Source organism: Bacteroides sp. GD17 (assembly GCF_038448625.1).
Classification (GTDB): Bacteria; Bacteroidota; Bacteroidia; order Bacteroidales; family Bacteroidaceae; genus Bacteroides.
In genome coordinates, this window is the sequence record NZ_JBCEZS010000018.1 from 1 (window position 1) to 13,512 (window position 13,512).

Consider the following 13,512-nt stretch of genomic DNA (forward strand, 5'->3'; position numbering starts at 1 on the left):
TCCGGTCTATACCGACCTTGCTCCCATCGGAGTACTGCAACTGAGCGGTAGCTTCACGGCGGAGGATAATGCTGCCACTGTCTATCTGCACCTGCTTCCGGGAACGCTGGCCGAGGCTCAGGTTATAGCAATCAAAGAGGGAAAGACCTATACCGGCACTTTGTCCGGTACCGTAGACGTAGGTACTATGTACACAGCTGAGGTAGCCATGCAGCAGTCTGCAACATTCGATGATGCTGCGGCATCGGGAGAGGGCGAAGCACCTGTGCTGCTTACTACAGGGAAAAATACCAAGGATAATCCGTATCTGATAGCTTCCCCTGCTAATCTGCGGTGGTTAGTGAAGCAGCTGGCGGATGCCACAGATAGCAATCCCACTACCGAAAAGTATTACCGTCTGACGACGGATGTTGAGGTGACTGCGAGTACGTGGGTGCCGATAGGAAATGGTAATGGTAATAAATCTTTCGGTGGTTATTTTGATGGAGACGGACATATCATTAGTGGTACACTGCAAGGAGATGCTGGGTATTTCGGTTTCTTCGGTATGTGTAACAAAAACAGCGAAATCACTAATCTGCACATGGCGGCAACGGTGACAAGTACCTCATCATCGGGAAGCTCATGTATCGGCAGTGTGGCCGGATATACTAGTGCTAAGATTACAAGATGTAGCAACAGTGGAAATGTAACAGGAAACAGTTATACGGGTATAGCGGGCGGCATTGTCGGGGCGACTGATTTCATTTCCGGTTGCATCAATACCGGGAAGATTGATGGTGGAAGTAATAACAATATGAGTATTGGTGGTATTGTGGGCAATCTTTATCAAGATTGTAGCGATTGTTACAACGGTGGCGAAGTAACCAGTCAAAGTGTTGGAGCCATGATCGGTGGTATTATAGGTACGCAGGGTTTCGGCTTTAAATCCAATCTGGAAGACTGTACCAATATTGGGAAAGTGGGTAGTTCCACTTCCCGCTATACTGGTGGTATTGTGGGAGTTCAAAATGCCGGCAGCTCTGCCTTTATACATTGTATTAATCGTGGTGCAGTGACGGGGTATGGCAACTATACCGGTGGTATTATTGGATGGGTGGGATCTTCTAATAGTTCTTTTCATTTGTGCCACAATAGCGGTGCTGTGATGGCAGAAGAGGGTAGCGTTGGTGGGCAAATAGGAGGATACTATTCTGGAACTACCATAACATTATTCTATAGCTGCTGCACCAACACCGGCACCCCGGACCAATGGATAGGCAGCGATGCAGATTATAAACCAACGCAGTGCGAAGAACACCATTGATTTATAATGTCTTACCCCATCCTTCTCCGACTCTTAACCCACACGAACGGTTACTCCTCGGAGGAGGCTATAGTGAGACCAGTAGTCTCCCCTTATGTGAGAGTAGTAGTCTCACCCTACCTGAGACCAGTAGTCTCACTATAGGAGAGACCCTTAGTCTCACCACACCCGAGACCAGTAGTCTCATTTGACGTCAGACCTCGGTCTGTCTCCCGGGCCCGTCCCGGTGTCCTCACGCCTTGGTGCGTACTCTTATGGGCAATGCCCCCTTGCCTGATGCCTGCATCCGGGCCACTCGGCACTGAATACGTTGACAAATCATGCAAAAGAAGCTAAACTTAAAACACTTCAACATTATGCAGAAATATAAACTTGTGAAACGCGGCAATCCCTCCAAGCCGGATGCCCCGAAGAAATGGTACGCCATCCCCGTGTCCTACGAGGCACAGAGCGTGAAGGTAATGACCCGTGCTGCCACGGAAAACACTACCACAGCCCCCATCGAGCTGGAAGGTTCGCTGGAACTGCTGGGTGAGTACGCCAAGCAGCAGTTGCTTCAGGGTCACACCGTGCGTGTGGGCAATCTGGGCACCTTGCGCATCACCTTCAAGAGCGCAGGCGTGGACGACATCACAACGTTCAATGCCGGACAGATGATACGCGAACCTCGCATCATCTTCACTCCCTCGAAGGAGCTTCGCGAATCGGTCGTTCAGAACCTTCAGTTCCAGAACGGCGGTGTGCTCGAAGATGGTGTCAGCTATGCCTCGCTTTCGGACTATAAGCGTGCGAAGGGCATCACCGGCGGTGGCAGCGACAATCCCGGTTCGGGTGGCAATCCGGGCGGTAGCGGCGGTGGCAACGATGGCGACCAGAGCGAGAATCCTTTGGGATAACGCGGCAAACGCATCGCTGTGAGCGAAAAGACAGAAGGCTGAATCTATCGAAAAGATTCAGCCTTCTTATTTAACGTCAGTTCGATACAACTAGAGTATCTCAATTGTATTGCTCTTCCTTATTAATAGCATTGCTCTTCTTTAGTCAATAGCATTACATTTTCAATTATAGCTTCACCTCATTCTCCAACGCTTTGTGTTCAATGAAATCTTTCACATTTTGCAGCGTCGTAGTAGCGATATTTGCCAGTGCTTCGCGCGTGAAGAATGCCTGATGGGAGGTTACAATAACATTGTTGAACGACAGCAGGCGTGCCAGCGTATCGTCGTCAATGATCTTGTCCGACTGGTCTTCGTAGAAGTATTCGCTCTCTTCCTCGTACACATCCAGTCCGGCCGAACCGATTTTCTTGTTTTTCAATCCTTCTATCAGGGCATTGGTATGAATCAGCTGTCCGCGTCCGGTGTTGATAATCATCACGCCGTCCTTCATCTTGCTGATGGAGTAGTCGTTGATGAGATATTTGGTCTGTTCCGTGAGGGGACAGTGCAGGGAGATGATGTCCGAACTGTGGTACAGTTCGTCGAGGGTGGTGTAGACCACTTGGTGCTCGCGGGCGAAGTTATGGTCGGGATAGAGGTCGTAGGCAAGAATGTTCATGCCGAAACCACGCAGGATGCATATCAACTTCTTGGCTATCTTTCCGGTGCCGATGATGCCGGCTGTCTTGCCGTACATGTCGAAACCCAACAGGCCGTGCAGGGAGAAGTTGCCGTCGCGGGTACGCCAGGTGGCGCGGGGAATCTTCCGGTTCAAGGAAAGCATCAGGGCAACGGTGTATTCGGCAACGGCATAGGGGGAGTAGGCGGGTACGCGTACTACGGTGATGCCGCAGTCGGCGGCGGCTTTTAAGTCTACATTATTATATCCGGCGCAACGCAGGGCCAGGAGTTTGACACCGTTGGCTGCCATCAGTCGCAGGACTTCGGCGTCGGCGGTGTCGTTTACGAAGATGCAGACGGTGTCTACGCCTTGTGTCAGCATCACGTTATGTTTGTTCAGATGTCCTTTGTAGTAGCGGAGCTCGAAATCAAATTCCCGGTTCTTTTCGTTGAAGGACGCTTCGTCATAGGGTTTGCTTCCGAAAAATGCAATGGTATGTGCCATGGGGTTACAGTTTTTTTTGAATGTTATATAATAGTATAAGGAATAACAAGCGGGGGATTGATAAGGTTCAAGGGGATATACCGATGAGGTAGGTTCGTTTCATTAGAAACTATTGGCCTTTTCAATTAAAATGCCTCCTTATGTATAACTTTCTGCACAAAATGCTTTTTGGTGTGCTATATTATTGTACCTTTGCGCCCGAAACAATAAAAAAAGATTTAGATGAGAAAAATTTCGTTGATTAGCATTGCGATGTTAATCGTTTCAATTCCAACTTTCGCAGGAGATTATCTAACTAATACGAATCAGAATGCTGCTTTCTTGCGTATGATAGCCCGTGGTGCTTCTATCGACCTCGACGGTGTATATAGTAATCCTGCCGGCCTGGCATTCCTTCCTAAAGACGGCTTTCAAGTAGCGTTTACCATACAGAGCGCTTATCAGACGCGCGACATTGCCGCAACAAGCCCCCTATGGACTATGGACGGACAGACCACTACCCGCACTTATGAGGGAAAAGCATCTGCTCCCGTCATTCCTTCCATACATGCTGTATATAAAAAAGGTGACTGGGCACTTTCCGGTAGCTTTGCCGTAGTGGGCGGCGGTGGAAAAGCATCTTTCAACAGCGGTTTGCCTATGTTCGATGCTGCGGCCATCAGCCTGGTAAATGCAGAAGGTCAGGGAATGCTGAAGCCTGATATGTATAATATCAACTCCGCCATGGAAGGCCGTCAGTTTATCTACGGTTTCCAGTTGGGACTAAGCTATAAAATCAATGAGCACTTCTCTGTTTTTGGTGGTGCACGCATGAATTACTTCACAGGTGGCTATAAGGGTTTCCTGAATGTGAAACTGAAAGATGGCGTTGCCGAACAGCTGGGAGCTGCTATGGTGGGGCAGCTTGTGCAGGGTGGAATGCCTTTGGAACAGGCTCAGCAGGTAGTGCAGCAGCAATCGGGAGCATTACTCCAAAAGCTGAATGATACAAAGATCGGACTTGATTGCGACCAGACGGGTTGGGGACTGGCTCCGATTATCGGTGTAGATGCCAAGTTTGGCAAACTGAACCTGGCTGCAAAATACGAGTTCAGAGCTAATATGAACATTGAGAACGATACACATGAGTTTGACTATCCGGCTGCAGCCGAAAAATATATGGAACCTTTCAGAGATGGTGTGAATACTCCGAGTGATGTCCCTGCCATGTTGTCTGTAGCAGCAGGCTATGAATTCCTGCCTTCACTCCGTGCTTCGGTAGAATATCACTTCTTCGACGACAAGAATGCCGGTATGGCCGAGGGCAAGCAGAAAGCGTTGACACATGGCACGCATGAGTATCTGGCCGGTGTGGAGTGGGATATCAATAAGCTGCTTACCATCAGTGGCGGTTATCAGAAGACCGATTACGGATTGAGTGATGATTTCCAGTCGGATACCAGCTTCTCCTGCGATTCATATTCTGTGGGTCTCGGTGGCCGTATCAACCTCAGTGAGGCATTGAGTTTGGACGTTGCTTACTTCTGGACTACCTATAGCGACTATACTAAGTCGAGTCCCCGTGGTTTGGATGCTTCAATTGATAAGGATGTTTACAGCCGTTCCAATAAGGTGTTCGGTGTCAGTGTAAACTATAAGTTCTGATTTCACAATCCTACCTTTATATATGGAGAAAGCCGTCTCGGACATTGTTTCGAGGCGGCTTTCTTGTTTCTGCATGCAGAGGTTAGAAAGAATATTGCACCAGCAAATTTATCCGGTTGGCATGGCTCGTGGAGTCATCGAAGTTGGTGCGCCAGCCGCGCAAGTATTCGGCTCCTACCTGCATGTTCGGAGTTACATTCCAGAATGCATTGGCAACGAAGTATTGTCCGTAGCGATAGCTGCTCGGTGTGTCGTTGGGATAACCGTTCTCTGAATAGAGGCGGGACATACTGTAAGTGCTTGAAAGGAATACCCGGGGGCAAATGTTGTACTGCAAACCTGCATACCATCCCAGCATAGGCAGTGCCTGCATCTTCCCGTCTTTCTCCGGGTTGGGCACGATGTCCACATTCAGATTGCTGATATCATTCAGGTATTGTCCGATACCTTTTCCGTAGTTTGCCTGCCCGAAGACTTGCCACTTCTTGCCCAGGCTGAAGGTGGTGGAAGCTTGTACGCCGTAACCGGTGACGCTGGACGCCTTGTCGCTTTCGGTACTGGTGTACGTCATACTGCGGATAATACCTCCTACGCGCAGATGACTGTTGCTGTTCCAGCCGTATTGTGCATAAGCGGTGAAGTCGGGCATGCGTTGCTGGGCAATGCTCAGTTGGTTGTTGGTAGTACCGTCTACTGCAGGGGCTTCGATGGAAGCGTTGAAGCGGAAGTTCTTCAGCCCTTTGTAGGTGTAGGCCAGTTGCGTGGCACGATAGAAGGCGGCACCGTTAGGTCCTTGGAAGTCGATGGTGGAGGGGAGGGCGCCCAAGTCCATGAATCCGCCGTAGTTGTAGCCCACCGTTATATTGCGGAAGGACATATAGGCGTTGCGCAACTGGAAGGTCTTGCCGCCACCACGGAAATTACCGGCTGTGTATACCACGAAGTCGCCCAGTAACCGGGTATGGCCTACCAACTTCAGGAAGATGGTGGCTGTGCTGGCATCCATCTGGAACTGGTTCCTGATTTTGCTGCTTGCCGGGATGTCTGCCGGGATGAAGTCGATATTGTCTACAATACCTCCGAAGTCGTACTCACCTGTGGCACGGACATAGCCGCCGATACCCAACGCGAATTTCCCCTGTTTATCCATCAGTAGGAAGCGTGGTGCCTGCGGGTCGTGGATGTAGGGTAGCTGCGACTCGTTCATGATGCGGACTATCTCGTCGCCCGCCTTGTCGATGGTAACCATGACGATGCCGTTGGAGGCCTCGTCGTCGATAACTACTTTGTTTTGTGCATAGGTTGCGGACGCTGACAGTCCGATGCTGCACGAGAGAAACATTGCTTTAAAGATTGTTTTCATTTAAGTTAGGTTTTGGTGAATGTGCTTTGAACAACTTAATTTCAAAATGGTTTTGCAGAGCGGATGAGAAAGCCTATCTTTGCACCCGATTTAACGATTACAAATCTCAAATTGTACTTTGTACATGGTTAAATTGTACATGTTATGATGCCGTGAATAGCGGTCGTGTATTCTAGAACACCACGTAAAAAACAGGAGTATGAAGCAAAAAGTATCTGTACCTTTTATGCTGCTGGGCATTTTGTTTAATGTCTGTCTGATAGCAGCCAATCTTCTTGAAACGAAAGTTATCCAGGTTTTCGGTATTACCGTAACTGCCGGATTGCTGGTTTTCCCTATTTCTTATATTATCAATGACTGCATTGCCGAAGTCTGGGGATTTCGCAAAGCGCGCCTGATTATCTGGAGCGGCTTTGCCATGAACTTCTTTGTGGTTTTGCTGGGACTGATAGCGGTGGCATTGCCTGCCGCACCCTTTTGGGAAGGAGCACCTCATTTCAACTTCGTCTTCGGCATGGCACCGCGTATTGTGGTGGCCAGTCTGTCGGCATTCCTTGTCGGCTCGTTTCTGAATGCATACGTGATGAGCCGCATGAAGGTGGCAAGTGGTGGACGGAACTTTTCTGCCCGTGCCATCTGGTCGACGGTTGTTGGAGAGACGGCCGATTCATTGATATTCTTTCCGGTAGCATTCGGTGGAATCATTGCATGGAGGGAACTGCTGGTGATGATGTGCATCCAGATCGTATTGAAATCCATGTACGAAGTGCTGATACTGCCGGTAACCATCCGCGTGGTGAACGCCATCAAGCGGATTGACGGTAGCGATGTGTACGACGAGGGAATATCCTATAACATATTGAAAATAAAAGAAATCTAACGAGATATGGACAGAAAAAAAGCATTAGTAGTTTTCAGTGGTGGGCAAGATTCCACCACATGCCTCTTTTGGGCAAAGCGCGAGTTCGAGGAGGTGCATGCACTGAGTTTCCTCTACGGTCAGAAGCATCAGAAAGAAGTGGAACTGGCAAGGGAGATAGCCCGCAAAGCAGGTGTGGAGTTCGAGGCGATGGATGTTTCCTTTATCGGCAAGTTGGGACACAATTCACTGACCGATGCGACGATGGTGATGGATCAGGAGAAGCCGGCAGACAGCTTTCCGAACACGTTTGTACCGGGACGCAATCTGTTTTTCTTGAGTATTGCTGCCGTATATGCCCGCGAGCGTGGTATCAGCCACATTGTAACGGGAGTTTCTCAGACCGATTTCAGTGGTTATCCCGATTGCCGGGATGCCTTCATCAAGTCGCTGAACGTGACGCTGAACCTGGCGATGGACGAACAATTTGTGCTGCATACTCCCTTGATGTGGATTGATAAGGCCGAAACTTGGGCGCTGGCAGATGAACTGGGAGTGCTCGACTTGATCCGTCATGAGACGCTGACCTGCTATAATGGCGTACAGGGCGATGGATGCGGACACTGCCCGGCATGCAAGTTGCGCCGTGAAGGATTGGAGAAGTATCTGAACTCTAAAAATATATCATTATGACCGAATTGAAAGACCAACTGTCCTTGCTGGGCAGTAAGACCGAATACAAGCAGGATTATGCTCCCGAAGTGCTGGAAGCGTTCGATAACAAGCATCCCGATAACGATTATTGGGTACGTTTCAATTGTCCCGAGTTTACCAGCTTGTGCCCCATTACCGGGCAGCCTGACTTTGCAGAAATCCGCATCAGCTATATCCCCGATATCAAAATGGTGGAGAGCAAGAGCTTGAAGCTATATCTTTTCAGCTTCCGCAATCACGGAGCTTTCCACGAAGACTGCGTGAACATCATTATGAAAGACCTCATCCGGTTGATGAATCCGAAGTATATCGAAGTGACGGGTGTTTTTACGCCCCGCGGTGGTATCTCTATCTATCCTTATGCCAACTATGGACGTCCGGGTACGAAATACGAAAAGATGGCGGAACACCGGTTGATGAACCGGGAGTGAAATCTTCTTTTACCTACAAATAGCGATTGCTGCATATACTATAACCGGTATATGCAGCATTTTTTTTACCTGCTTATTGCGATTGACTAGCCTTCTTTTTATGATGACCTTTGCACCGGTATTAGTAATAACATCTTAATCATTATAAAATTGAAAGCGCATACATTAAAACCTTCCATTCTGCTCATCTTTTTCTTGTTCTCTCTGTCGGCCTACTCCCAAAGAGGGGAGGAGGGAATGCTTTCGGGCAGAATCATATCTACAGAGAAAGAAACTGTAGATTTTGCAACGGTCTATCTGAAGGGTACAAGCTACGGCGGTACTACCAATCAGGAAGGGCTTTATCATCTGAAGGCTCCTGCAGGCAACTATACGCTGGTTGTATCGGCTGTGGGCTATCGAACGGTGGAGATGGCTGTGAAGCTGGCAGCAGGCGGCAGAGTGAAGCAGAACCTGACGATTACTCCTGAAACGCAACTGTTGGATGAGGTTGTCATTGTATCTACCGGAGTGAGCCGCGTGAAGCAGTCGGCATTCAATGCTGTGGCGGTAGATACGAAAGAGTTGCAGAATACGACGAAGAATCTGAGTGACGCACTGACCAAAGCACCCGGCATGAAGCTCCGCGAGGCGGGTGGAGTAGGATCGGACATGCAGTTGATGCTCGACGGTTTCAGCGGAAAGCACGTCAAGGTGTTTATTGACGGTGTGCCGCAGGAAGGCGTGGGCAGCTCGTTTGGACTGAACAATATTCCCGTGAATTTTGCCGACCGCATAGAAGTATATAAAGGTGTGGTGCCCGTAGGATTCGGAACAGATGCCATCGGTGGTGTCATCAATATCGTCACCAACAAGAAGCGCAGGAAGTGGTTCCTGGATGCTTCCTATTCTTATGGTTCGTTCAATACCCATAAATCGTACCTTAACTTCGGACAGACCTTCAAGAATGGTTTCACGTACGAAGTGAATGCCTTCCAGAACTACTCGGACAACGACTATCATGTAGATGCTCCGGTAAAGGACTTCGAGACGGGCAGCTTCAACGAAAGCGAGAAGTACCGTGTGAAGCGCTTCAATGATACCTACCATAACGAGGCCGTTGTGGCCAAAGCGGGTATTGTGGACAAGAGTTGGGCGGACCGCCTGATGTTTGGTTTCACCTATTCCCACATGTATAAGGAAATACAGACGGGCGTGCGTCAAAAGACGGTATTCGGTGAGAAGCACCGCCGGGGGCATTCGCTGATGCCCTCGATGGAGTATAGCAAGCGCAACCTGATGACTAAAGGCCTCGACGTAGTGCTGACTGCCAACTATAACCGCAACGCCACCACCAATGTGGACACCGCCCGCTACGAATATAACTGGCGTGGCGAAAAGAACCCCTTGAACAGCCCCGGTGAGCAGTCCCGCCAATACTCCCGTGCCGACAATGACAACTGGAACGGTACGCTGACCTTGAACTACCGCATGGACCGGATGCAGATGTTGACTTTCAATCATGTACTGAGCACTTTCCGGCGCGATAATACCTCTCTGCTTTCCGTTGAAGAGCAGACAGACCCCATTGCCAAGGAGACCCGAAAGAATATTTCCGGTTTGTCTTACCGGCTGATGCCTTCCGAGAAATGGAATCTATCGGCATTCGGCAAGTACTACCATCAATACGTGGCAGGTCCGGTGGCTGAGACCGAGACGGGCAGTAACTACATACGTACCAGCCGCACGGTCGATTCGTGGGGATATGGCGCTGCCGGCACTTACTTCATCCTGCCCGGATTGCAGGCGAAGCTTTCTTACGAAAAAGCTTATCGTCTGCCCTCCATCGAAGAGATGTTCGGTGACGAAGACCTGGAGACGGGTGATGTTGGCATTCGTCCCGAGAACAGCGATAATGTTAACTTGAATCTTAGCTATTCCAAAGCCTTCGGCAAGCATTCGATTTATGTAGAAGGCGGGGTGGTTTATCGCAATACGAAGGATTACATCCAGCGTAATATTCAGGATTTGAGCGGTGGAAAAGAAGGTGCCACTTATACCAATTACGGCAGGGTGCTGACAAAAGGATATAATGTGTCGGCACGTTATGGACTGGGTCGTTGGCTGAGTGTAGGCGGAAACTTTACGCAGATGAATGTGCGTGATAATGAGAAGACACAAATCGGAAGTACCGGTAATGCAGTAGAGAACCTGGGTTATAAGTCACGGGTGCCGAATGTGCCTTATCAGTTTGCCGATTTCGATGTGAACTTCTATTGGCGGGACCTTTGGAAGAAGGGTAATTCGCTTACCGTGACTTATGATAATCAGTATATGCACAGTTTCTCCTACTATTCGCAGGCCATCGGCAAAAACAGCGATTACGTCGTTCCCGACCAGTTCTCTCACAATCTGGCTTTGAGCTACAGCCTGAAGAACGGACGCTACAACCTTTCATTCGAGTGCCGCAACCTGACGAACGAAGACTTGTACGACAACTTCAGTCTGCAAAAGGCAGGGCGTGCATTCTACGGAAAGGTGCGGATACATTTCGGAGATTGATAAATGGGAATTCAGCACAGTTTTATTTATGTTTTTCCCTCCTTATCTTATTACTGCAATGAATTCAGAAATCATTGCTACAATGATCTCTGAAATGATTGCTGCAATGATTTCTGAAATCATTCAAAATGCTCCATAGGGCTTCAAATTATCATTCAACAGTATTATCATTCACTAACATATTAATAAATGAAGCAAATGAAGAAAAATTATCTTTTAGCCGGCCTCTTCGCTATAGCGATGACCGGAATGACTTTGACGTCTTGTACAGATACCGATGAACCGGGCACCGGTTCCGGTTCCGAATCTAAGGGCAACTATGTGATAGCTGCCACAGCCACCGTTTCGGGCAGTTCGGTCCCCGTATTGCTGACTGCCGAATCGCTGGAAAGCGGTGAGATTACCGCTGCCGGAAACGGTCTTGTGAACGACGGCGCTTCTTACTGGGTGTTCTACGGCAACCGGTACCTGTACGCCCTGAACTACAACCAGGGAAATGCCGGCACAACCCAATCGTTCGTTATGAACGCCAACCATGAACTGGTAAAGCGTACTCAAGAATATAACGTCAACCGCTTCACTACTTACGGTTACTACGATAAGTACATCATGACCACCTCTACCGGTGCCGGCCCTACGGAGCTGAACGATGCGAACGGTTACACCCCGAAATCTTTCCTGATTTCTTATCTGGATGTAGAGAGCCAGACTTATACAAGCAACAAAGTAACCAAAGAGACTCCGTTCCTTTCCGAAAACTTCCTGGGCAATGGTGAGTATGTAACGCTGGCCGGTATAGACCAGGTGGGCAGTAAGATTTATGCCGCTGCCATCCCCATGGGATTGAGCCAATATGGCTGTGTGCAGAAAAACGAAGACGGCAGCTACAAGTGGGTGCTTCCCGGCAACGAAGACCTGATAAAGACTGAATCGGGCGGCAGCAACAGCAGCGCTTACCTGAAGGATGAACTGCAGTGGACTCAGTACCCCGACGAATGTTGGATGGCCATCTTCAGCGACGAGACATTGACATCGCCCCGACTGATCAAGACCGATAAAATCAGCTATGCTGCCGGACGTTTCAAATCGCAATACTATCAGATGAACTGGCTGGCCGACGACGGATACGTATATGTCTTCTCTCCCAGCTATGCCAAGACCATGACCGATAGCCGCCAGCGCACCACGCTGCCTGCCGGAGTAGTACGCATCGACACCAAGACCGAAGATTTTGATCCCAACTACTACTTTAATCTTGAAGAAGAGGCGGGCGGGGTTTCCTTCCTCCGTACCTGGTACATCTCGGGCAATTACTTCCTGATGCTGATGTACGACAAGCCGATTACCGACTCTGATAAAGTAGCCAATCAACTGGCCGTATTCAATGCTTCGACCGGCGCTCTGACCCATGTCACCGGTTTGCCGGATGATGTTTCCGGTTTCGGTAATACTCCCTACATGGAGAAAGGCAATGCATACGTTGCCGTTACCACTGCATCGGGTTATCCGTCCATCTATAAGGTTGAACCCTCCGGTGCAGTAGCAACCAAAGGACTGACTGTGAATGCAACTCAACTGAACGGTGTAGGACAATTGATTCCATAATGAGAAAGCTATTTCGTAACATACACCTGTGGTTATCTGTTCCTTTCGGACTGATCATCACCATAATCTGCTTCTCGGGTGCCGCACTGGTCTTTGAGAACGAGGTGATGGAGCTGTGCCACCGCGACCTCTACTATGTAGATAAAGTCGGGGCCTCTCCACTCCCCATGAGCGAGATAAAGCAAAAGGTCGCTGCCACGTTGCCGGACAGCATATCAGTGAAGGGCGTCACTACCTCACTTAATCCGGAGCGTACCTGGCAAGTCAAACTCTCCAAACCTCGCCATGCTTCGGTCTATGTAGATCCCTACACCGGCGAAGTGAAAGGCAAGCACGAGCGTGCCCCGTTCTTCATGACCATGTTCCGTCTGCATCGCTGGTTGCTGGACAGTAAGCCGGATGGAGGCATCTTCTGGGGTAAGATGATTGTGGGCACTGCCACCCTGATGCTTGTACTGATACTGGTCTCGGGCGTTGTCATCTGGTGGCCTCGCACGAGGAAGGCATTGAAGAACAGTCTGAAGATTGTGACCGGCAAGGGGCTGCGGCGTTTTCTGTATAGCTTGCACGTGGCAGGTGGCATGTATGCCCTGCTCTTCTTGCTGGTGATGGCACTCACCGGGCTGACGTGGTCTTTCCCTTGGTATCGCACCGCATTCTTCAACCTGTTCGGTTTAGAGGCGACGCAAAGAGTCGGTTGGATATTCTCCGTCCATGTAGGCAGTTGGGGAGGGATGACTACCCGTATTCTGACATTTCTTGCTGCATTGCTGGGGGGAACGCTTCCATTAACCGGATATTATTTGTGGATACGCCGTTTGTATTCTGCGAAACGTAGAAAAAAGTCGGTAACACCCTGATGACTGATACTTTGCACCTAACTTTTGTCTTATCTTTTATGATAGTGCAAACTATTATGCTTATTTTTGCTGAATTATTAAAAACGACAAAGTCTGCAGAAATATGAATAAGGACAAAACTCGTA

Annotated in this window: 10 protein-coding genes and 1 pseudogene; 9 read left to right on the top strand and 2 right to left on the bottom strand. The window is 49.2% G+C overall.

What is annotated here, in order from left to right:
- A pseudogene (locus AAE250_RS20875) lies at positions 1-1,306 on the top strand (hypothetical protein); the annotation flags it as partial.
- 356 nt (positions 1,307-1,662) lie between these two features.
- Positions 1,663-2,202, top strand: a complete 540-nt coding sequence (locus AAE250_RS20880; RefSeq protein ID WP_342288782.1) for an HU family DNA-binding protein — start codon at positions 1,663-1,665, stop codon at positions 2,200-2,202.
- Between the two features lie 166 nt (positions 2,203-2,368).
- On the opposite strand, the gene AAE250_RS20885 is transcribed toward AAE250_RS20880, so the two are convergent.
- Positions 2,369-3,370: a 2-hydroxyacid dehydrogenase gene (locus tag AAE250_RS20885; RefSeq protein ID WP_294602267.1), complete on the bottom strand. Its 1,002-nt coding sequence runs from the start codon at positions 3,368-3,370 to the stop codon at positions 2,369-2,371.
- A gap of 222 nt (positions 3,371-3,592) precedes the next feature.
- Here AAE250_RS20885 and AAE250_RS20890 point away from each other — a divergent pair, with 222 nt between their 5' ends.
- Positions 3,593-5,014 carry an OmpP1/FadL family transporter gene (locus AAE250_RS20890; RefSeq protein ID WP_294602264.1) on the top strand — a complete coding sequence of 474 codons (1,422 nt, stop codon included), beginning with the start codon at positions 3,593-3,595 and terminating at the stop codon, positions 5,012-5,014.
- A gap of 82 nt (positions 5,015-5,096) precedes the next feature.
- Here the strand turns inward: AAE250_RS20890 and AAE250_RS20895 are convergent, their stop codons facing one another.
- On the bottom strand, positions 5,097-6,377 hold the full coding sequence (locus tag AAE250_RS20895; protein WP_294602263.1) for a DcaP family trimeric outer membrane transporter: 1,281 nt from the start codon (positions 6,375-6,377) through the stop codon (positions 5,097-5,099).
- A gap of 199 nt (positions 6,378-6,576) precedes the next feature.
- Between AAE250_RS20895 and AAE250_RS20900 the strand changes: the two genes are divergently transcribed.
- From AAE250_RS20900 to AAE250_RS20925, 6 genes are all read left to right on the top strand, one after another.
- Positions 6,577-7,257 carry a queuosine precursor transporter gene (locus AAE250_RS20900; RefSeq protein ID WP_294602261.1) on the top strand — a complete coding sequence of 227 codons (681 nt, stop codon included), beginning with the start codon at positions 6,577-6,579 and terminating at the stop codon, positions 7,255-7,257.
- Positions 7,258-7,263: 6 nt separating this feature from the next.
- Positions 7,264-7,929 (top strand): 7-cyano-7-deazaguanine synthase QueC, encoded by a 666-nt coding sequence (gene queC, locus AAE250_RS20905; RefSeq protein ID WP_294602257.1) that lies wholly within the window; start codon positions 7,264-7,266, stop codon positions 7,927-7,929.
- Entirely contained in the window at positions 7,926-8,381 is a 456-nt protein-coding gene (queF, locus tag AAE250_RS20910) for a preQ(1) synthase (RefSeq protein ID WP_294602255.1), read from the top strand. Before queC ends, queF begins: the two co-directional genes overlap by 4 nt.
- A gap of 237 nt (positions 8,382-8,618) precedes the next feature.
- On the top strand, positions 8,619-10,922 hold the full coding sequence (locus AAE250_RS20915) for a TonB-dependent receptor (RefSeq protein ID WP_294602272.1): 2,304 nt from the start codon (positions 8,619-8,621) through the stop codon (positions 10,920-10,922).
- A gap of 198 nt (positions 10,923-11,120) precedes the next feature.
- The gene (locus tag AAE250_RS20920; RefSeq protein WP_294602252.1) at positions 11,121-12,527 is read left to right on the top strand and encodes a DUF4374 domain-containing protein; all 1,407 of its coding nucleotides are present in this window, start codon (positions 11,121-11,123) and stop codon (positions 12,525-12,527) included.
- Complete coding sequence (locus AAE250_RS20925; protein ID WP_294602250.1) at positions 12,527-13,387, top strand: PepSY-associated TM helix domain-containing protein; 861 nt, start codon at positions 12,527-12,529, stop codon at positions 13,385-13,387. Before AAE250_RS20920 ends, AAE250_RS20925 begins: the two co-directional genes overlap by 1 nt.
- Positions 13,388-13,512 lie beyond the last annotated feature (125 nt).

What these genes read in the sequence shown, in the direction of transcription:
- AAE250_RS20880 (WP_342288782.1), top strand. Translation starts at nt 1,663, where the DNA reads ATGCAGAAATATAAACTTGTGAAACGCGGCAATCCCTCCAAGCCGGAT.
- AAE250_RS20885 (WP_294602267.1), bottom strand. Translation starts at nt 3,370, where the DNA reads ATGGCACATACCATTGCATTTTTCGGAAGCAAACCCTATGACGAAGCG.
- AAE250_RS20890 (WP_294602264.1), top strand. Translation starts at nt 3,593, where the DNA reads ATGAGAAAAATTTCGTTGATTAGCATTGCGATGTTAATCGTTTCAATT.
- AAE250_RS20895 (WP_294602263.1), bottom strand. Translation starts at nt 6,377, where the DNA reads ATGAAAACAATCTTTAAAGCAATGTTTCTCTCGTGCAGCATCGGACTG.
- AAE250_RS20900 (WP_294602261.1), top strand. Translation starts at nt 6,577, where the DNA reads ATGAAGCAAAAAGTATCTGTACCTTTTATGCTGCTGGGCATTTTGTTT.
- queC (WP_294602257.1), top strand. Translation starts at nt 7,264, where the DNA reads ATGGACAGAAAAAAAGCATTAGTAGTTTTCAGTGGTGGGCAAGATTCC.
- queF (WP_294602255.1), top strand. Translation starts at nt 7,926, where the DNA reads ATGACCGAATTGAAAGACCAACTGTCCTTGCTGGGCAGTAAGACCGAA.
- AAE250_RS20915 (WP_294602272.1), top strand. Translation starts at nt 8,619, where the DNA reads ATGCTTTCGGGCAGAATCATATCTACAGAGAAAGAAACTGTAGATTTT.
- AAE250_RS20920 (WP_294602252.1), top strand. Translation starts at nt 11,121, where the DNA reads ATGAAGAAAAATTATCTTTTAGCCGGCCTCTTCGCTATAGCGATGACC.
- AAE250_RS20925 (WP_294602250.1), top strand. Translation starts at nt 12,527, where the DNA reads ATGAGAAAGCTATTTCGTAACATACACCTGTGGTTATCTGTTCCTTTC.